The organism is Acinetobacter sp. SFA (assembly GCF_001647535.1).
Lineage (GTDB): Bacteria > Pseudomonadota > Gammaproteobacteria > Pseudomonadales > Moraxellaceae > Acinetobacter > Acinetobacter pecorum.
Genome location: NZ_LSZI01000018.1, coordinates 198,283 through 218,457 on the forward strand (window position 1 = coordinate 198,283; position 20,175 = coordinate 218,457).

22 protein-coding genes are annotated in these 20,175 nt (G+C 42.3%); 4 read left to right on the forward strand and 18 right to left on the reverse strand.

The window, feature by feature from the left end:
- Positions 1-92: 92 nt before the first annotated feature.
- Entirely contained in the window at positions 93-740 is a 648-nt protein-coding gene (locus tag AY607_RS10750) for an HAD-IA family hydrolase (RefSeq protein WP_064102515.1), read from the reverse strand.
- 99 nt (positions 741-839) lie between these two features.
- Between AY607_RS10750 and AY607_RS10755 the strand changes: the two genes are divergently transcribed.
- On the forward strand, positions 840-1,607 hold the full coding sequence (locus AY607_RS10755) for a hydroxymethylpyrimidine/phosphomethylpyrimidine kinase (protein WP_064097131.1): 768 nt from the start codon (positions 840-842) through the stop codon (positions 1,605-1,607).
- A 72-nt stretch (positions 1,608-1,679) separates the two neighbouring features.
- Here the strand turns inward: AY607_RS10755 and AY607_RS10760 are convergent, their stop codons facing one another.
- The 15 genes from AY607_RS10760 to AY607_RS10825 all read right to left on the reverse strand — a co-directional run bounded on the left by AY607_RS10760 (position 1,680) and on the right by AY607_RS10825 (position 13,823).
- Positions 1,680-2,738 carry a DUF1176 domain-containing protein gene (locus AY607_RS10760; protein ID WP_064102552.1) on the reverse strand — a complete coding sequence of 353 codons (1,059 nt, stop codon included), beginning with the start codon at positions 2,736-2,738 and terminating at the stop codon, positions 1,680-1,682.
- A 3-nt stretch (positions 2,739-2,741) separates the two neighbouring features.
- Positions 2,742-5,180 (reverse strand): AI-2E family transporter, encoded by a 2,439-nt coding sequence (locus AY607_RS10765; protein ID WP_064102516.1) that lies wholly within the window; start codon positions 5,178-5,180, stop codon positions 2,742-2,744.
- Between the two features lie 121 nt (positions 5,181-5,301).
- Positions 5,302-5,742, reverse strand: coding sequence for a YybH family protein (locus tag AY607_RS10770; RefSeq protein WP_064097106.1), 441 nt, complete (start codon positions 5,740-5,742; stop codon positions 5,302-5,304).
- A gap of 435 nt (positions 5,743-6,177) precedes the next feature.
- Positions 6,178-6,540 carry a 5-carboxymethyl-2-hydroxymuconate Delta-isomerase gene (locus AY607_RS10775; protein ID WP_064097105.1) on the reverse strand — a complete coding sequence of 121 codons (363 nt, stop codon included), beginning with the start codon at positions 6,538-6,540 and terminating at the stop codon, positions 6,178-6,180.
- A gap of 137 nt (positions 6,541-6,677) precedes the next feature.
- Positions 6,678-7,016 carry a zinc ribbon domain-containing protein YjdM gene (locus AY607_RS10780; RefSeq protein ID WP_064097130.1) on the reverse strand — a complete coding sequence of 113 codons (339 nt, stop codon included), beginning with the start codon at positions 7,014-7,016 and terminating at the stop codon, positions 6,678-6,680.
- Positions 7,017-7,138: 122 nt separating this feature from the next.
- Entirely contained in the window at positions 7,139-7,585 is a 447-nt protein-coding gene (locus tag AY607_RS10785) for an SRPBCC domain-containing protein (RefSeq protein ID WP_064097104.1), read from the reverse strand.
- Between the two features lie 245 nt (positions 7,586-7,830).
- The gene (locus AY607_RS10790) at positions 7,831-8,220 is read right to left on the reverse strand and encodes a ribonuclease E inhibitor RraB (RefSeq protein WP_064097103.1); all 390 of its coding nucleotides are present in this window, start codon (positions 8,218-8,220) and stop codon (positions 7,831-7,833) included.
- Between the two features lie 246 nt (positions 8,221-8,466).
- Positions 8,467-9,399 carry a DUF4041 domain-containing protein gene (locus tag AY607_RS10795; RefSeq protein WP_064102517.1) on the reverse strand — a complete coding sequence of 311 codons (933 nt, stop codon included), beginning with the start codon at positions 9,397-9,399 and terminating at the stop codon, positions 8,467-8,469.
- Positions 9,400-9,975: 576 nt separating this feature from the next.
- Entirely contained in the window at positions 9,976-10,641 is a 666-nt protein-coding gene (locus AY607_RS10800) for a pseudouridine synthase (RefSeq protein ID WP_064102553.1), read from the reverse strand.
- Between the two features lie 82 nt (positions 10,642-10,723).
- Positions 10,724-11,437 carry an SIMPL domain-containing protein gene (locus AY607_RS10805; protein ID WP_064102518.1) on the reverse strand — a complete coding sequence of 238 codons (714 nt, stop codon included), beginning with the start codon at positions 11,435-11,437 and terminating at the stop codon, positions 10,724-10,726.
- Positions 11,438-11,558: 121 nt separating this feature from the next.
- Positions 11,559-11,807: a DUF6868 family protein gene (locus AY607_RS10810; protein WP_064097100.1), complete on the reverse strand. Its 249-nt coding sequence runs from the start codon at positions 11,805-11,807 to the stop codon at positions 11,559-11,561.
- Between the two features lie 526 nt (positions 11,808-12,333).
- Positions 12,334-12,597 carry a hypothetical protein gene (locus AY607_RS10815; RefSeq protein ID WP_064097099.1) on the reverse strand — a complete coding sequence of 88 codons (264 nt, stop codon included), beginning with the start codon at positions 12,595-12,597 and terminating at the stop codon, positions 12,334-12,336.
- Between the two features lie 111 nt (positions 12,598-12,708).
- On the reverse strand, positions 12,709-12,930 hold the full coding sequence (locus AY607_RS10820) for a hypothetical protein (RefSeq protein WP_064097128.1): 222 nt from the start codon (positions 12,928-12,930) through the stop codon (positions 12,709-12,711).
- 164 nt (positions 12,931-13,094) lie between these two features.
- Entirely contained in the window at positions 13,095-13,238 is a 144-nt protein-coding gene (locus AY607_RS14875) for a zinc ribbon-containing protein (protein ID WP_004645925.1), read from the reverse strand.
- Between the two features lie 264 nt (positions 13,239-13,502).
- Positions 13,503-13,823 carry a hypothetical protein gene (locus AY607_RS10825; protein WP_064102519.1) on the reverse strand — a complete coding sequence of 107 codons (321 nt, stop codon included), beginning with the start codon at positions 13,821-13,823 and terminating at the stop codon, positions 13,503-13,505.
- Positions 13,824-13,961: 138 nt separating this feature from the next.
- Between AY607_RS10825 and AY607_RS10830 the strand changes: the two genes are divergently transcribed.
- The gene (locus AY607_RS10830; RefSeq protein ID WP_064102520.1) at positions 13,962-14,849 is read left to right on the forward strand and encodes a hypothetical protein; all 888 of its coding nucleotides are present in this window, start codon (positions 13,962-13,964) and stop codon (positions 14,847-14,849) included.
- A gap of 81 nt (positions 14,850-14,930) precedes the next feature.
- Here the strand turns inward: AY607_RS10830 and acnD are convergent, their stop codons facing one another.
- Positions 14,931-17,546 (reverse strand): Fe/S-dependent 2-methylisocitrate dehydratase AcnD, encoded by a 2,616-nt coding sequence (acnD, locus tag AY607_RS10835; protein ID WP_064102521.1) that lies wholly within the window; start codon positions 17,544-17,546, stop codon positions 14,931-14,933.
- Between the two features lie 505 nt (positions 17,547-18,051).
- Here acnD and AY607_RS10840 point away from each other — a divergent pair.
- On the forward strand, positions 18,052-18,777 hold the full coding sequence (locus tag AY607_RS10840; protein ID WP_064097095.1) for a YgfZ/GcvT domain-containing protein: 726 nt from the start codon (positions 18,052-18,054) through the stop codon (positions 18,775-18,777).
- A gap of 61 nt (positions 18,778-18,838) precedes the next feature.
- Here AY607_RS10840 and AY607_RS10845 read toward each other — a convergent pair whose 3' ends face one another.
- Positions 18,839-19,084, reverse strand: coding sequence for a hypothetical protein (locus AY607_RS10845; protein ID WP_064097127.1), 246 nt, complete (start codon positions 19,082-19,084; stop codon positions 18,839-18,841).
- A 266-nt stretch (positions 19,085-19,350) separates the two neighbouring features.
- Between AY607_RS10845 and AY607_RS10850 the strand changes: the two genes are divergently transcribed.
- On the forward strand, positions 19,351-20,148 hold the full coding sequence (locus tag AY607_RS10850; RefSeq protein WP_064097094.1) for a tetratricopeptide repeat protein: 798 nt from the start codon (positions 19,351-19,353) through the stop codon (positions 20,146-20,148).
- Positions 20,149-20,175 lie beyond the last annotated feature (27 nt).

Below are 20,175 nucleotides of genomic sequence, written 5' to 3' on the forward strand. Positions count from 1 at the left end.
GTTGCCAGATAGTATATTCGCTATAAACAAAGCAGCTTATAGACATCACCTCTCTAAAAATCAGCTCACATAAAATAAGCAAAGATTAGGTTTTATTTAAAATAATCTAGCAACTGATTAAAGCAGTCTATTTGATATTTAGGTTGTGCCAGTGCTAATTCTTGCTGACTGCCATAGCCATAATTTACCGCAATAGTCTCCATACCATTTTGACGGGCACCAAAAATGTCATGCTCACGGTCACCGACCATCATGCATTGATCGGCCTGTAACTGTTGCTGCGCTAAAATATACTGAATCAGCTCAGCTTTATTGGTTCGCTCGCCATTCAGCTCACTGCCATAAATTTCTGTAAAATACTGGGCCAGATCAAAATGCTCCAGAATCTGTTTGGCATACACTGTCGGTTTTGCCGTAGCGACAAACAAGCGATAGCCCCGGCGTTTCAGTTCTGCCAGGGTTTCTGCTACACCCTCAAAAACATGATTTTCATAAAGACCCTTCACTGCAAAGCGCTCCCGATAAGCCATCAGAGCCTGCTCGGCCAGAACATGATCGGCTTCAACATTTAAGATTTTGGCCAGCGAGGCTTTTAAGGGAGGGCCAATAATCCAGTCAATATTGATCTCATCGCTAATCGGATGACCAATCTTTTCCAGACCATAGCGCGCAGACGTCGTAATCCCCACTTTCGGGTCAGTTAATGTTCCATCCAGATCAATTAAAATATTCTTAATCACCGCCTATCCCCTCTCATCGGCACCGATATAAATTAATATCGAGAGTTCATTCAAATTTGCCTATACTAATGCAATTTTAGTGAATGAAGGACATCATTTTTGCGCCCTACCGTACTTTGCTTTTCCGGTTTAGACCCTTCAGGTGGAGCCGGCCTTCAAGCAGATATTGAAGCCATTGGTCAAAGTGGTGCACATGCGGCAATTGCCTGCACAGCCCTCACCATTCAAAATTCACAGCAGGTTTTTGGTTTCGAAGCCACTTCCAGAGAATTGCTATTGGCACAGGCCAATGCGGTGGTAAATGACCTGCCCATTCGTTGCGTAAAATCCGGCATGTTAGGCACTACAGACAATATCGCGGCTCTGGCCGAATTTCTGACTGCACATCCAGATTATCTGTATGTGCTGGATCCGGTTTTGGTCGCCAATAGTGGCGGCTCGCTGGGCAATCAGGCAACGTTAGTCAAAGCATTTACCCAGCTTATTCCATTGGCCACCATCCTAACGCCAAATACAGTTGAACTGCGTGCCTTGACCGGTGAACAAGACCTCAAACTGGCCACTCAAAAATTATTTGAAATGGGTGCAAAGGCGGTTTTGGTCAAAGGTGGCCATGAAGATACGCCTGATTATATTCAGAACAGCCTGTATATTGCAGGTGAGTTGATTAACGAAACCCGTTGTCCCCGTTTGCCAGGTGAATATCATGGTTCAGGCTGTTCACTGGCCAGTTTCATAGCCGGGCGTCTGGCTATGGGCGATCAGTTAAAAACTGCAGTACAGTATGCTGAAACCTGGCTATTTGGGGTATTAAAAAATGCTGAAATTCCTGTTCCAAATGGCCAGAGAATTCCAAAGCGTTTTTAAGATCACATGATTTAAAATTAAAAAGCCTGAATGCTTCAGGCTTTTTTTATCGCTGCTATTTTTTAAATAAGACTATTTGGCCGGATAAATGACTTTGCTTACATAGGTCGGTAAATTCCAGGCACCGCCAGCAAAGCCTTTGCATTGCACGGTCAGACTACTGAAGCTTTTGACAAATTTCTTGCCATTCCAGGCCCATTGTTCCTGACGAACACAATCACCCAAACCGCGCACTTTTTGCCCGGAAAATATCTGGCCTTTATTAAAGATTTCTCCCGAAGTGGTTACCAGCTGCTTCAACTGCCTGTTCTGGTCCATCAGCCAGAAACCACTGCCCACATTATAAGCCCCGCGCCAGCATGGAATCTGAACCAGCTGATTTTGAGCATTGATGGGATAAATTGTCATGACATCATCCGACATAAAATTCTGGCTAAACAGCAAGTCACACTGATCCTCGTTGGTAGTCGCTTGCAGTTTTCGAATCATTTGCTGACTGGCTGTCGTCTTCAGTTTCGCTTGAGTGACTTTGCCTGACTGATATTTTGGTATCTGAATTTTCGGTATCGCTGCGGCTTTGAGGACCGTCTGATCGGACTTTTTTCCCGGCCTGATCAAGGCTGAGGATGTAGAAAGTCGACGCTGAAATTCATCCATCTTGAGTAAAACGGCACTGGCTCCAGCGGTCGATAAGTTCCAGCGTGATTGCGTATTCTTAAATACAACTGGAGCTGTTCCCTGTACAACTTTTAGCAAGGCTCGCGTTTGATCATTACTGAGTTGCCCTATTCCCTCCCGATTCAGACCAATCATGCCATAAGCTGTATTGGCAATTTGCAACTGAAGCTGTCGAGTGGGCGTGGCCATCGTTAAGGGTAAAATCTGGACCCGAGCTTTGATGTTACTATTCACACCCGCAGCACGCTCTAATAGCACCGAAACTGGCCGGTCCATGTCTGAGTCAGATTGATATCCGGCAGCACGGCAGGTCCCGGTATTATCACAGGCAATTTCCCAATCCTTATGTGAAAAATGCAGGCCCTGAATAGCTGCCATACTCAATGAACTGATACTGGCCAAGGCGAATGTGACACTCATGGTTTTGATGCTGTAGATCCATTTTTGTTTCATCATTTAGTCCTTTTTTAAAACGCTTACCGAGCTAGCTGGCTGCATCTGTTCAATCTGCTTCTGTTTATCTTTTTTCTTGCGCTCATTGCTCAGGGTTGCCATCAAATCCTGTGCCAAAGCCTTAAGCAAGATCATATCTTCCGCCTGCATCTGTCTTGGTCGCTTGTCCAGCAAACACAGACTCCCCAGCGCTATTCCATTTTTATCTTTTAAGGGCACACCGGCATAGAAACGGATATGCTGCTGTCTTAATTCTGACAGATGTGGAAAGCGAGGGTCACGCTGCAGGTCTTCTATCACCAAAGGCTCATTTTGATAGAGCAGATGAGTGCAGACTGAATCCTTGCACATTTGTCGGGTTGCTACAGGTTCTTGGGTAAAAGGACTGACCGGAATATACATTTCATGCTGATTCAGCCAGGAAATTTGTGCGTAATCAACGTCAAAGGCCTGACGGGCTTCTTCAATATATTGTTTATAAAGGATCTGATGACGATGATCCAATAAACCCAATTCATTTAAAGCCTGTTGTCGTTCTTTTTCATTCTTGATCTCCAGATTCTCAAACCAGCTTTCCCCTTCATCCAAGGTATAAGTCTCGACAGTCAGAATCAGATCATCGACATTATTGACCAGTGCCTCCAGCTCAAAACGTTGTTGCAGTTCATCCAGAAGCTCTAGCTGTGTCACACCCCAAGTCGCAAAAATGATTTTCAAATCAGGATATTGCTGTTCCAAATTATATTTTAGCAAACGAATCTGTGCCGCAGGCGCATGATGAAAAATCGACACGCATAAAATTTTGGTTGAAGCTGGCAATACAATGCCCTTTTCAGATTCGCCCGATTGAATCAGCACATTCGGATCATTCCGGGCAGCAATCTGTTTAAGATTCAGGGTGTGCGCCAACATGGCAGAAATTTGGGTATCAATTTCCCAACGCGCACCAACGCAATAGACTTCGGGCTGCTCAGCATTTAATTTGCTCGGATAAGCTTTTTGAAACGCATGATTAAAGAACTGCAAGCCCTGATAAAGGCGCAACCGGTGTTCGGCAGTAACATCGCTATCATGTCCTTGCGAATAAATGCGAATGGCTGGAATAGCCACTTCGCCATAGAACATTTGTACACGACGAGCCACCTCTTCTGCACTGGGCTTTTTTGGCAATTGCGCACAGATGTAATCATTGGCTACCTGCATTGCATCATTGACTTCATCAGCCACCAGTCTCTGGTAAAAACGCTCGGAGGGGGACAATACTGGCGTACTGCCGAGCAGGGTTTTGACAAAACCCAGTGCCGGCACATAATTGGACAAAACCAGCAGACAGGCAGTTAAAGGCGTCGACAAGATTAGCCCCACCGGTCCCCAGAGAGTGGTCCAGAACGTGGCAGCCAGAATAATTGCCAAAGTAGACAGACCGGTACTTTCCCCATAGAGCCACGGTTCAATCACGTTATTGCTGATAAGTTCCAGCACCAGTATCAAGGCTACAGTCCATAGCACCATGTCCCAGCCCGGATCAACGGCGAAGGCCAGCGTAATCGGAAAAATAGCTGAAACGATCGGGCCAACATAGGGCACAAAACGCATAACTACCGCGATCAGTCCCCACATGATCGCTGCCGGCACACCAATCACCAGCAGTCCAATCGCCATGGGAATACCATAGGTCACATTGACCAGCAGCTGCATGCGCAAATAGGTTCCGATACTTTTGGCGGCATCATCAAGCGCATCGGTTCCGATATTCAAATTACCGCCCAAGAGCTTCAGAAAGCGGTCATGCAGGTCTTTGCGATTGAGTAAAATTAATACCATGAACAGGAACACAATCCCGATAATTGCCAGCGGATTCAGGATTTTATTTAACCAGTCCAGTGCAGCTTCTTCACTCGAGGGTTCCAGGCCTACTACTTTGACATTCTGGACATTCGGGTCGTCTTTTTCCTGATCTGGAACTTCTATCGAGTTCTCTACCGTGTCAAAGGTCTGGATTGCGCCATCCCACATACTCGGCCCCTGACGATAGTCCTTGAGCATATTCAGTTTTTTCTGGATGGTGTCCTGATATTGCGGCAGCTCCTGACTCAGCTTGCCAAGCTGTACCCCCAGATAGGTTGCAGCACCCCCCAAAAATGACAAGGTCAGGCACATAACCAGGCCAATTGCGGCCCATTGAGGACAGCCCCAGCGTTTTAGACGGGAAACCAGTGGCGAGAGCAAAAATGCCAGCAGAATAGCCAAGGCCAGAGGGAGAAAAATATCACGGCCAAAATATAGTGCCATTATCACGACGGCAGCAATCACAAAGCCAGCCATCATTCTGAGTGCATGTTGGGTGCGCTGCTGTTCGGACTGATCCGGCATGAATACTTCATTCTGCTGTTGCAGGTTGCTTGATCGGGGTTGTATTTGACTGTTCTTGTTGTTAGCCACCTGAAAAGTCCTAAACTATTATTCCTTCAACACAATTTAGGACTTTCTCTATTTTTGTTACAAAGGTATTCCTGTAATCATTTGCAAAGATATTTCATTTAAATCTTTTCAGCCTGGTGGCTTAACTCACGCTTTTGATCCGACGCATTTTCCGGGTTTCGAGCTGTACCGGAACTGAGGTATGTTGATGTAATAATTGCCATTTGCCCTGCTGCTTGCTCAGGCACATGCTCACCCGACACCAGCCTAATTGAAAAATCGGTTCAATCACCGCATAGTTGACTCGCACATAGCCATCTACCATGGCCAGATCATGCGTGACATGAATGTTTATATTCTGCCGCTCTACACGTATTCCTTCGGGCATAAAGCGCCGATATTGTTGCCAGAGGGCCTGATAGGCTTCGACACCTTTCACCTCCATACTGACATCAACCAGACGGATATCGGGCCGGCACAATTCAATAATATCCTGAATTTCGAGTCTGGCTATGGCATTGTCCCATTCTCGAAGAAATGCCATGACTTCCCGAGCCAATTGTTGATTGCCAAAAACTTGCATAAAATTCCCCTTAACCGGACAATTCAGACCTTAAATCGCGGCTCACTCATCTCACCGGATTTTTGATCTTTTGTTTTTTATTATTCTGCTTATGTTAAAGCGCTGTTCTCGCTTCACTCTCTTTACTACCTGATCCGCCAAAACTCACCTGACATCATTTATACAATTATTTTTATTTCTCTCAGAATGAGCATGCTGTTTCATGATTGGATGATTCAGGAAGCAGCAGCAATCGAAATCTACTTTAGAGCTTTTCTCTCCTGTCTGTAAATGACATAAAACATCATTTAAAAATAGATTTTTTAAAAGTCTGCAGAAAGGAAAACAGGAATTCCTTGCAGACCAGTTAGCTTTATTATTTATAATTTTCAAACTGCAATTGATAAAATTTTAATACATTTAATTCTTATCCCATACTCCTGTCAACGCCAGCATTCAAATAACAACTTTACTATAAGTCTGCTTTGGCATTTCAATGATTTCCACACAGAGCTGTATGTTTAAGCCCGGCTGGGGCGCAATATATTGCTGCATCAGATCGAGTACCAATTCAGAAATTGCCTGACGTACTTCGACACTGCGCCCACTTAACAGGGAAATTTTGGCATGCACATAAGCTTGGTCTGTCACAACATCCAGTCCAATCACATAATCCTGCTGCATAATTGCCCGACTTTTTAAATCATTGGGATCGCTGACATAGCCGGCGCCCACAAGTGCCTGATGGATCGCGACCAATAAAGGCTTGATCTCGATGTGTTGCAGATTGTCAGAATATTCCAGATGCAGGTGTGGCATTGAAGGGGTCTCGAATCAGAAAGGTAAGGATCAGGGCGCTACAAAAATGGTCAGCCCAGCATTTATGGCAATATTGAGAAATAATAGGCTAAATCAGCCATGTTATTTCTCAACAGATTTCTTTAGCCAAGATCAAGTTAAGCTTTTTTTACATATTCAGATTTCAGTTTCATCGGCCCAATGCCTTCAATTTTACAATCGATATCGTGCCCATCGGCCGCATCCGGCAACAAGCGGATACTTTTCACTTTGGTACCCACTTTTACCACTGAAGATGAACCTTTGATTTTCAGGTCTTTAATGACCGTTACGCTATCGCCGTCTGCCAACACATTGCCATTAGCATCTTTAATGATCACTTGCTCTTCAGTGATTTCGCCTTCTTTCCACTCGTGTGCACACTCAGGACAGATAAGTAGATCGCCATCTGCATAGGTATATTCAGATTGACATTTTGGACAGTTTGGCAGACCCATAAAAACCTCGAAAAAGAGAAAAATTAAATAAACAAACAAATAAGCGTACAGTATAGCATCTTTGCAGGCAGCGCTAATTACCAGAAAAGCTGGAATGCAACCAGCACCTGAGCTTGAAGAAATCAATGATCTGATATCTGTGGATTAACCAGTAAAGATAAGAGTTGCAGTGATTCCTGCCAGCTCAAATGACACACCGCCGGTGGTACCACATCCGGATAACCTACCTGAATAATATGTAAACTGGTGCCGATTGATACTTTTTCAAAGATGACGGTGACTTCTATTCCACCCTCTAGGTCCGGGGTAGAAAACTGATCGGTGTAACGCAATAACTGGTTAGGAACAACTTCATGATAAATGCCGTGAAAATGATGCTGGGTACCGGTAGAGAAATTGGTAAAAGTGGTTTTATAGCGGCCACCGGGTTTGATTTCCGCATGTTCAACCTTGGCAATGAAGCCATGCGGTGCCAACCATTTCGCCAATGCATCCGGATGCACAAAGGCACGATACACCCGCTCCGGTGGTGCACTGAACACACGATGCATTTTTAAGGTGTAACTCATTTGGTCCTGTCCTTTATTTATTCTTATTATTTTTATATTGAGGGATAGTCCCTGCATTTATAGTAAATGATCAGCTTGAGTTGAAAACTCATCTCGGTCATTTTATCCAGTTTTTATCTGGCCATATATAATGAGTATGTATCTATGTGCGAATTCAAGTTTTTTGCATAAAAATTGTATTGAACAGACAAAAAAAACCGGTAATCCCGGTTTTTTTTATTTAAATCATTTAAGTATAGGTTGGATCAGCTGCTGCGCAGGCTACTTTCTTCTTCATCCAGCTCATCGTCATAGACGTAGGCCATACAACCCCAGCCATCATATTCGCCCTGAAATTGTGCAGCGATTTTACTGAACCATTGCTCCAGATCCACAATATCTTCGTAAGCTGGCTCCATATACACATAAATCGTGATGATCCATTCCAGGGTATCGCTTTCTTCATCCTGAAACAGGCTGATTTTCTGTTCTTCTTTTAATAGATGCAGAGCACAACGATCCGCCTGTGCTTCATCAGCAAAGGCAATCGAAAATTCAATCTCATGTGCTTCCTGCAGATCGTCGCCATCCTGATGCATTTGCCACAGTACATTGCCATTTTCATCGTCAGGAAATTGATTGTAATCACGTGACATAGAAGTATCCTTATTATGATGCTGTTTTATTCTGCATTTAAGATTAGCTGATTTTTGTACAATTATCGAGAACAAGACAAAAAATATTATCTTTTAACCATAAATAAACACATGATTTTTATACATATAGAATGAATAACTGATCCACTCCTTCAAACTAAAAATCCTCAAAATATCAGGGTTTAAAGCAATATGTGGCCATCAGAATGTTCCAGAAAAATCGTTTAGACCTGTAACCTTCATCATCTAGGCAATCTGTGGATGCGGGTGATTTTGTCGCAGTTGCAACAGCATTGCAGCAAACTTGAGCTCCTCTAAACGCAGGTCAAGATAGGACTCCTGAATCATGGCCTGACTCAGTGCCTGCCCAGTATAATTCAGTAATACATAATCATTCTTTAAGGCCTGCAGCATTTCGGCGAGATTGTCTGGGCTTAATTGGGAGAGGTATAAATCTGCTTTACTGTTGAAAGCCAGACTGAGGATCTCTATGGTACTTCGACGGCGGTTATCGTCTACATAATTACAGTTCGCCACCTGCTGTGTTTCTATGGCTTGCTGAATACTTTCACGGACATGACGCAGATGCCGAGCCGCATCTGTTTCGCCATAACCCTCAAGCAGCTGCTTTAAAAGGTGGGAAGCTGGAAACTGTAAACCAAAGCGCTTCTCCTGTATTTTATGCTCTAAAGCACTCAATACTTCTTGCAGGCGATGCTGCTGCCTGGCCTGTTCATAATAGCCTTGTAAACTTTCTCGGGCTTGCTGCTCAATCTCGGCTATGGCCTGCGCTTGAAACTGGACAAGATAATCTTTGACTCTTGCAATATAGGCCTTCAGATCATCGATCATGATCGAGGCATCCAGCTTGGTCAGCTCAACAAAGTTTTCGGCCTGCAAGGTCCGGTTAACAATATATTGCTCGATATTCCAGATATCCTGATATTTTCTGTATTTATTCAGCGCAATGTTTAAACTGCCATTCTGTACTCGCAATTGGGTGATTTCATAATTCAATTCATCGACTTGAGTTTCATAATCTGTCAGTTTGCTACGTGAATGATCCAGATTCTCCTGTAAAAACAGGATATTGTTACGTAGTGAAGTCTGTCCCTTCAAACTCCATAGCAAAGCAAATAACAGAACACTCGCGAGAACGAAGAGAGCTATATTGAGCATCGTTCTTTCCTTTAACCCCGGGCATTGCCCTAAATTATTAATTTAAAAAAATTATTATAAAGTATTGATTAATTTTGCATCATTTTTGGCAGGCAATCAAAGCCGTTGGTCATCACTAAGTCATTCACTCATTTTATTTTTCTTTAATTATTATTAGGGATATGTCATGGACTAATAATTAGTCCAAACTACCTCCTTTCTAAAACAACTGAAATTTTTTTTATATCAAAGGATATATTCTTAAAGTTTAAAAATAATGATGGAAAAATTAACAACCAGTGAAATAAAGGCATCAGGCCTATAGCAGGAGATAAAAGAATAAAAATTCTCTAGGCTCATCATCAAGAGATAAACCGAACATTAAAAATTTATATGATTCATCATCAGCCAGAAAGGCAACTGATCAATACACGAATTTCACTGAAACAGGCTTGCCTAGATACTTTTTTGTAGCTGTTGCGGAAACAAATTCTCACATTTTTCTCTTCGGCCAACTCATGTTAATGGCATGATCATCATCATTTTTATGAGTTTAAAACCCGGATATATGACGAGATAACTATTCAATAAAATAAATCAGAATGGAATATCTGCCTTGATTTCGACCGGGACACCACTCAAAGGCTGGGTAAAGGCCAGATAACTGGCATGTAAGGCCATACGATTTAAAGGACTACGCTGGGGTTCAGGATGATAAATTTTATCGCCAGTAATGGGATGACCGATATGCAGCATATGCACTCGCAACTGATGGGAACGACCGGTAATGGGGATCAGTAGTACCCGGCTAATATCTTGCTGGGGTAAATATTCTAAGACTTGATATAAGGTCTTGGCGGCCTTTCCCAGTTCAAAATGCACCATCTGACGCGGACGGTTTTCCCAGTCGGTAATTAAAGGCACGTCGACGCTGCCCTCACCTTCAAGTTTGCCTTGTACCAGCGCGACATAATTTTTATGTACCGTACGTGCCTGAAACATTTTACTCACTGCCACTTCTGCATCGCGGTGTTTGGCGAACATCAAAATACCGGAAGTGGCCATATCCAGACGATGGGTGATTTTGGCTTGCGGATATTTATCCAGCACACGTAAATAGGCACTGTCATGATGTTCAGGTAAACGCCCGGGAACCGACAATAATCCGGCCGGCTTTTCAATCACCACCAGATCATCATCTTCATAAATAATACGCAGCGGTTCTTGCGGTGGACAATAGACAAAGTCATGGTTAATGGGCATTTTAGGTATAGCGTCGGGAATAATGCGCGCAAAATAACAAGCTGCTTTCAGGCTGTCAATTACAGTCACTGACCAGCTCAGCTTAATCTGCCAGATAATAATCGACCGTTGAGACTACGCGTACTTTCTTCAAATATGGGGTATTGCTGTCGCGATCTTCAATACTAAACAGCCCCTGGTTGGCGGACTTGATTTTACCCAGACGACTTTTTGAATCTGCAGCGAATTTTTCTGCCACACTGCGGGCATTTTGTGTGGCTTGTTCAATCATCGCCGGTTTAATGTCATTCAGCTTGGTAAATAGATATTCTGTTCTTTGTCCAGAATCATCTCCCGCAAAGGCAATACCTTTTCTGCCCAAAGCCACCAGTCGAGTTTGTGCTACACGCACTTTATCTATTTTATGCGTATAGACGGTGATGGTCTGGCTGGCAGTATAACGTAGCGCAACATTGGCATCACCGCCATATTGCTGCGCGTATTTGTCGGTGATACTCGGTGATGCACTGGTAATTTCTTCCGCGCTAAACCCTTCATTTTTTAAAAAGGTCTGAATTTCCTGGGTATTGGTTTGCATGATATCGTACAGTTCGGCCAGATCCTGACTACCGGCATTAAAACGGATTGGCCATACCGCCACATTGGCTTTGACTTCGCGTTCTGCCAAGCCTTTAACTGAAACTATGCGCTCATACTCTTTAATTTTCAGTGCACTATGACCCAGAATCCATCCTGCTATAATCATCCCCAAGCCGATCAAGGCACCTAAAATCAGTGCTGATTTGAATTGATTCATGCTTCAACTCCTTTGAAATATTATTAGTTTTTATTGATCCTGCCACGCAATACATTCACGATAAACTCATGCTGAACCAGTCTTATTCTTATCGTTCGAAGATTCAATCGCAGTTGAGTACCTAGCCTTGATTCATCAGATAAATTGCGACCAAGGGCGTCAAATTAAATAGCAGAATTCCAATTTTATAGAGTGCCATACCTGAATAATGAATCACATCGAAACTGGTATCTGACAGCCGAAACCATTTGCCATGCACTTGTCTTATCCAGCTTCGGGCAAATACAAACAGCATGAACCAGATCATGAGAATGACATAATTGATCAGTGTGCAAAACAGTAAAAACTGAAACCAGATATCGAGATTCATGCTGATTCCCCTGCGGGGCAACTCATGATTTTAAAATAACAGATCATCTTGAAAAATGAAGAATTGATTTGTATCTTATTGGAATGAAGATGAATTATAAGATAATGATTTATATATTTTAATTTTTATGATTTAAATTGAGCAGAGAATTTTTTAGGGTGTTAGGAAAACTCGCGATGGTTTACTTCAACTATCATTCTTGGTAAGACCTGATCTTATAGCCTATAAACTTTTGGTCTATAGCGTCCTAAGCCGAATCGAGACCTTTTGGGTTCGTACTGCACTCGCGTTTTGCGCCGCTCACAGCATGCTACTCTTTCCGATCCCATCACACCCTTGAGAGTTATATTAGGCAAAGATGGACGGAATTAATTTCCTATGTTTTTTTAATTTCGATTAAATCTGAAAATTTATTTCAATATCTACCCAAATAAAGAGAAATAAATTCTATTTTCATTTTTTTACGCTTTTTTATTCGATAAAAATGATCTTTGTTGTAATTTATATTCAGTAGAGAATTTCTATTTTATTGAAAGAAATTGCTCTGAATCCATTGTGCACTAAACCACCAGGCACTGATGGCTGACATCCCACAAAGGAGATTAGCCAAAACCTTGTTGAGTCTGGTCAGTTCAGAACTATAGATTTTCAGATTAAGCAGATAGGCGATCACACCATATAGTGAGCCAATCACCCCTCCGAAAAGAATCAAGATAAGCGGCCATGCGGAATAAAAATGGGCTTTTTGATCTAATTTTCCTGATTCTGGTGCATGCCCGTTAATGTCCATAGGTGACTGTCCTCTCTTTTATATGCACGGGTACTATTTCAAGGCAGCTATTTATTCTTTAAAAATATTTACCTTGATGGCACTATTAACAAAGCAAGAAGCAGACCAGTTTTAGCGTACAAACAGGTGACGAGTATGGTGATTAATATAGGCATTTAGTCCATCGCCATATTGAGCAAGCTGTTTCATGTTTTCGACATGCTGATAACCGGCACTGCTATAGCTATACGTATAGATTTTAGAGGTTTTCTTGAATTGCACACGAATAAATTCATTACCAATCTCATAGTTGGCAATACCTGAGTCGTGATTCAGATCAAGATAATGTTGCAATTGAGCTGCCTTAAACACTGTGAATCTAGAGTTTAAGATGAGGTTTTATTGATCAATTTTCAATCAAGTTTAAACTCTTAATAAAGATATATAGATAGCAAAAAGCCCTATTGAGTAATAGGGCTTTCATTCAAAACAGAGGGTAACTGTTTGAGTTTTTTTGCTTAGGCATTCTTATTGTTAAATTGATTGCCTTGGCATTTGGTACACGGTGGTAAACGATCAGTACCAATTTCTAAGTAGGTGCGGTGACCGCATTGAACACAAAAATAGAAGCCTGTTCCGGGTTTTTCGCCAGCAGTAACCATCTTTGTTCTCCATGGTTTTAGAAATGGTCTGTCTAGTATAACCCTCCAGTGATGAATGTCTATTGTCCATTTTTGTAAATGATGGTGGCATTTGGGCGAAGACTACTAATAAAAAAACCGCCTTTTAAAAGCTAAAAGACGGTTCCAAACACTACCCACAACTACTCGCGTTTTTTGTATATTACACACTGACCAATTACTACTCGAAACAGGACAAAGGTAAGTCCACTTCATTGGTTCTACATATACAAGGTAGCCACAACTTTAAACTACTACACAAATTTCAAAAACATATTTATCAATCTTTTTAAACTTAAGAATATCACCCGCTTTAACATCTAAATCCGATAAAAGCATGCCAGTCCCTGAGAGCTTTCCACGTTTTCTAAATATTTTTTTATCACCTGCAATATCAGTCATAAATTTTTTTGTCTTTCCATCGCATATATATCTAATCTCCAGCTCTTTTCCTTTCGATGACGCATTATTCCCTCCTATAGCCTCTGCTGGAAAAATTGAGTAAATTTCGTTCAAGTAAATGTGATTATTTTTAAGATTCGCTTCATTAACAATTACTTCATTCATAACTTAATTCTATATGATATTTTCAATGAAATAATCATATTAAATAAAAAGCAAAAAAACAATACTTTTATGATTTTTTCTTTGAATTATTCATAAAAATGTTAAAGTAATAATAATTCCCTAAATTGATTAATCCTAATGGCTAAAGAAAAAGTTATTTCTAAAGAAGAATTTTTCCAAAATATTTATGAGTGTGCTCTGGGTAATTTTTCAACAATGCAAGCTTATATGGGCATTTATGGCATCATGGAACAAGTTTTTGGTGTACGTGAATATGAAGATTTAGGATCTGCTTACGAGTTACCTACTTTTAAAATTAAACAAGATGAAGAAAAAGCTAGAACTTACTTTAGAAATAGTTCAATTTGGTATCCATTTGAGTGGGTATATGAGTATGCTGTCAATGGCAATGGTTATAAGTGTTGTATTGACGAATTAACTGACTGTGTGGACTTTATACACATTATACATTCAGATCATTTTCAAATTACTGCACAATCAAATGAAATAGTGACAATGGCTTTAGTCCGTCATGCACTTGAGCATGATCCTACCGTAAATTATTTTGACGCCGATAACTGTAACTATCCCAAAGCAATTGCCCAATTAGCAGGAATTGATCTTAGGACATTAAAAAATGCTATCAGTGCTGGCGAAATCGAAACAGTCTCTAAATATGTCCTATGCGCAACATCTTTAAAACATTGGTTACTCAGAAGAAAAGGCTTTAAACCTACTTTCTATAAAAAAGAAGAACAGCAGTTTTTTTTCAACTCTCCTTTATCATTCTCAAATACATTAAAAGATGCTAAAAAAGAACTAACTACACCTTTTAATCCATCGGACTTATTGGAGAAATACCCTGAAATTCCGAATGTGATAGAACAATTAGAATCAGGTATTTTTAATTTACCTTTAGACTCAGTTTCAATAATTGCTAAAGCTTATGGAATACCATATCCAATTCTATTGAAGGAAATTTTAAAAACCTTTTATCCAAATGAATTAGCAATACTTACAAACTAATTTATGGATTATTAACCAAGAGTATTCATTTATACTTACTAACCCAAAGCCACATAATGGACTTTGGGTTAAAGAGGAAAATTACACATTCCCTTCCAAGAAATCCTGTGCAAAGCGTTGCAATACACCACCCGCTTCATATACAGAAACTTCTTCTTCGGTATCCAGACGACAGGTCACAGGCACTTCGATGGTCTGTTCCTTACCATCTTCAGTGGCGCGCTCAATCACCAGAGTCAAAGTAGAACGTGGTGCAATATTACCAATCACGCTATACAGTTCAGTACCATCCAGCTTTAATGTTTTACGATCTGTACCCGGCTTAAACTCAAGTGGCAACACGCCCATACCCACCAGATTGGTACGATGAATACGCTCAAAACCTTCTGCCACAATGGCTTCTACACCTGCCAGACGCACACCTTTCGCCGCCCAGTCACGGCTTGAACCCTGACCATAATCCTTACCGGCAATAATGATCAACGGCTGCTTGCGGTTCATGTAGGTTTCAATCGCCTCCCACATGCGCATCACTTCGCCTTCAGGCTCTACACGCGCTTTTGAACCCTGCTTGATGGTACCGTCAGAACGCACCACCATTTCGTTATACAGCTTCGGATTCGCCAGGGTTGCACGCTGTGCAGTCAGGTGATCACCACGATGCGTCGCATAAGAGTTAAAGTCTTCCTCAGGTACCCCCATTTTCGCCAGATATTCACCTGCTGCCGAGTCACGCACAATCGCATTCGATGGGGACAAATGATCAGTAGTGATGTTATCGCCAAGAATAGCCAATGGACGCATGTTGGTGAGGGTACGCGGTGCAGCCAGTGCACCTTCCCAATACGGCGGACGGCGGATATAGGTACTTTGCAGACGCCAGTCATACAGCGGACTTATTGCCTTTTTACGTTCACCCAGATCAAACATCGGAATATACACTTTCTTGAACTGTTCCGGCTTGACCGACTCTTTGACCAAGGCATCAATTTCTTCATCCGAAGGCCAGATATCTTTTAAGTAAATCGGATTACCGTCTTTGTCTGTGCCCAGAGCATCTTTTTCGATGTCAAAACGGATGGTTCCGGCAATCGCATAAGCAACTACTAGCGGTGGAGATGCCAGAAAAGCCTGTTTCGCATAGGGATGGATACGGCCATCGAAGTTCCGGTTACCTGACAATACTGCAGTCGTGTATAGATCACGGTCAATAATTTCTTGCTGGATGTTTGGATCTAATGCGCCCGACATACCGTTACAGGTGGTACATGCATAGGCCACAATACCAAAGCCCAGCTTTTCTAAATCTTTTAAAACCCCTGCTTCTTTCAGATACAGGGCTGCCGCTTTAGAACCCGGCGCGAAAGATGATTTCACCCAAGGCTTACGGGTCAGACCAAGTTCATTGGCTTTACGTGCCAGCAAACCGGCTGCTACGGTATTACGCGGGTTGGAGGTATTGGTACATGAGGTAATCGCCGCGATAATCACCGCACCATCCGGCATTAAACCTTCTGCTTCTTGTGCACGTGCAGCTTCCAGATTACCGGCAATGCCTTTTTCTTTCAGATCTGCTGTCGATACTCGTGCATGCGGATTCGATGGGCCGGCAATGTTGCGTGTTACGGTGGATAAATCGAAACGCAGCACACGCGGATATTCAGCCTGAGTCATCTCCGATGCCCAAAGCCCGATCTCTTTGGCATAAGTTTCAACCAGTTTCACCTGCTCAGGCTCACGGCCGGTCAAAGTCAGATAATCAATGGTGTTCTGATCGATATAGAACATGGCTGCCGTTGCACCATATTCCGGGGTCATATTAGAAATCGTGGCACGATCACCGACTGACATGCTGTCTGCACCTTCACCGAAGAATTCTAAATATGCGCCAACCACACGTTCCTTACGCAGGAATTCGGTTAAAGCGAGAACGATATCCGTTGCAGTAATGCCCGGCTGACGTTGCCCGACCAGCTCTACCCCAATGATATCTGGCAGACGCATCCACGAGGCACGGCCCAGCATCACATTTTCAGCTTCCAAACCACCGACACCAATCGAGATTACGCCCAAGGCATCGGTATGTGGTGTATGCGAATCTGTACCGATACAGGTATCAGGAAATGCCACACCATCACGATTCTGAATCACCGGTGACATTTTTTCCAGATTGATCTGGTGCATGATGCCGTTACCTGCCGGAATCACATCGACATTTTCAAATGCCGTTTTGGTCCATTCAATAAAATGGAAACGGTCTTCATTACGGCGGTCTTCAATGGCACGGTTTTTCTCAAAAGCATCCGGATCAAAACCGCCATACTCTACAGCTAAAGAGTGATCGACAATGAGCTGGGTCGGCACCACCGGATTGACTTTAGAAGGATCACCACCCTGGTCGGCAATGGCATCACGCAGGCCTGCAAGGTCAACCAGTGCAGTTTGACCCAAGATGTCATGACAGACCACACGTGCCGGATACCAAGGAAAATCATGGTCCTGTTTACGTTCGATGAGCTGACGTAAAGACTGTTCTAAAATGGCAGGATCACAACGACGGACCAGCTGTTCAGCCAGCACTTTGGAGGTATAGGGGAGTTTGGCATATGCGCCTGGCTGGATATCTTCAACGGCCTGACGCACGTCATAGTATTCTAACTGGGTGCCTTGTAGTGGTTTACGGTAGTTGTTATTCATAGCTTACCTGCCCTCATTCATTACTCTTTTTATTCATCAAATTTTCTTGATGACTTGTTTTTTAATCAAGGCATTGTACGCTGTCGAAAGTCCATTTCCCAAATCTTATAATTTTCAAAGCTTTAAATATGAAATATAGCCTTTTTACAGTAATTTACGCTTCACACTTTAGAATTTTGACTCTAAATTGTGATTTTTCTTAAAAATTGACCTGAATTTTTCTCATTCTTTAGTATGAGAAATTAATGAAAGCATAAAAAACCATCAAATTTCAGGCAGAATCTTTGTTCTATCCCCGCCCCCAAAAATTAGCGCTTGAGAAAAACAGTAAGTATTTTTGAAGGTAAGCTCATTGTCATTGATCTGCATTAGAAACATATCATCTCTACCTCCCAATTACCCCAAAAACCTCTTGATTTAGATTGTGGGCTTTTTTGTTTGCCTCTGTCTGATGCATGCTGCACAATAACTGCATTGATTTATAGTATTCAAACTGGGGCTTATTATGGCAACGTCTCCTGCTTTCACATTGTTTAGTCTAAATGGTGTCGATGCACAAAAATTCCTTCAAGGTCAGGTGACTTTGAATACTGAAACTTTGGCAGAAAACCAGACCCGCTATACTGCGATCTGTAGCCTGAAAGGACGGATTCAATTTGGCTTATGGCTTAAAAAGATCAGTCCGGAAAGCTTTGAAATCGTAAGCACTGAAGATCAGGCAACAGAACTGGCGAATCACATTAAGAAGTTTGGTGCTTTTTCAAAAATGAAACTGGAACTGGTCGGTCCGGTATATCCGGTCATCAATGGTATTTATACTGACTTCGTTGCGACTGAAACCAATGTCACCCTGTGGGAGCAGCAAGCCATTGAATCAGGTCAGGCCTGGATTCAGGCAGCTACCGCCAATCTGTTTCAACCTCAGGAATTGCGTTTGCATCAACGCGAAGGCATTCACTATGACAAAGGCTGCTATCTGGGTCAGGAAGTGATTGCGCGCTTATGGTTTAAAGCCAAGCCAAAACACTGGTTACATCTGGTTCAAGGTACAGGTGCCACACCTGCTGTGGCAACAAAACTGAATAATGATGTAGAAGTCATCAATAGCATCACGACTGATGCCGGTTATAAAGCGCTGGTGGTCGCAAAGCCTGAGGCATTAACCGAATTGGGCCTAGAAGTGCTGGAGCTTCCGGAAGCATTGAGTGGGGATGTCGCGCGTCCGCAATAATTCAGGTTCCGCCCATAAAAAAAGCCAAGATGAGATTCTTGGCTTTTTTTATTTTGGAATTTTAGAAACCGTGGAACAGTTTGTTCATGTCTTTCACGACATAGTCTTTAAAATGATAGGCTCGCGCATGTTTGGCATCAAACTTTGCCGTGAGTTCACCTTTTTGAAAGATATATACCCGGTCTTCCTGGCTAATCAAAAACTCTGCCCCAAGTTTCATCAATAACGCATCAATCTTGTCCTCATCGGCAATCGAGTCATCTGCGTTGATTCTGTCATAGTGACGTCTAATAGTTTTGACAAACATGCTGAAATCCTGGGAGTCTGATGCAAAGCGAGATTTAATCAGAGAAAATAGCTGAATTAAAGTAATCCTTTCAATATCTTTGGAATTGAGCGAAAACCTGTCCCTATCATGCATCGATTAAACCAGTGAATTATGTCCTGATGATTTGTATTTAGTGACAAATTACATATTTACAAAGCATAAAATCCTTTTATGATGATGTAAGTAAAAATGATTAAAACCGCACCAAGGAATAGGGTGCCAGCAATAATAAGGTTATAGGAACCATGAAAAAGTTAATCCTCGCGGTAGTTCTCGCAGCTTCTGCATCATTCGCTCTGGCAAATACCGCACAAGATCAAATCGATCCGCAATTTGAAAAAATTGAAGCTATGGTGAAAGCCAATAATTTTAAAGGCGCCTATGAAGCTTTAAGCAAGCTAGCCAGCCAAGGCAATGCCCAGGCTTTATATAACTTAGGTTATTTAACCCAGACTGGCCAAGGTACCGTCAAAGACGAGAAAAAAGCCATTCAACTCTATGAGCAGTCTGCCAGCAAAGGCTATCCGGTAGCCAATTATGTATTGGGTAAAAACTATGCAGCTGGCACACTCGGTCTCAAACAGGATTTGACCAAAGCCAAACAGCATCTGGAACGTGCCTCGGCAGCCAATTTTGAAGATGCCAGCGTAGATCTGGCGGTACTGCTATTTTCTGAAAATACGCCAGCCTCCAATAAAGCCGGTCTGCAAAAACTGCAACCGCTAATCAGCAAAGGCAATATGCAGGCCATTCATGCAAAAGCCTTATATGACATCAGCAGCGGTTTCAAAAACAAAGATGAAAAACCGATTCAGCAAGGCCTAAGCAGCATTCAGGAACTGGCAAAAAAAGGCTATATTCCGGCGCTGATGGCAGTAGGGAATATGTTTGCCAATGGCAGTATTGTTCCGCAAAACCTGCCAGAAGCGAAAAAAATCTTTGCTGCACTGGCGCAGCAAAATATTCCGCAGGCGAAAGAATCTTTGGCAGCAGTAGACAAAATGCTGGCTGAGCAGAAAAAAGCACCTGCGAAAAAAAGTTAAGTTGAATCAATAAATTTAAATAAAAAA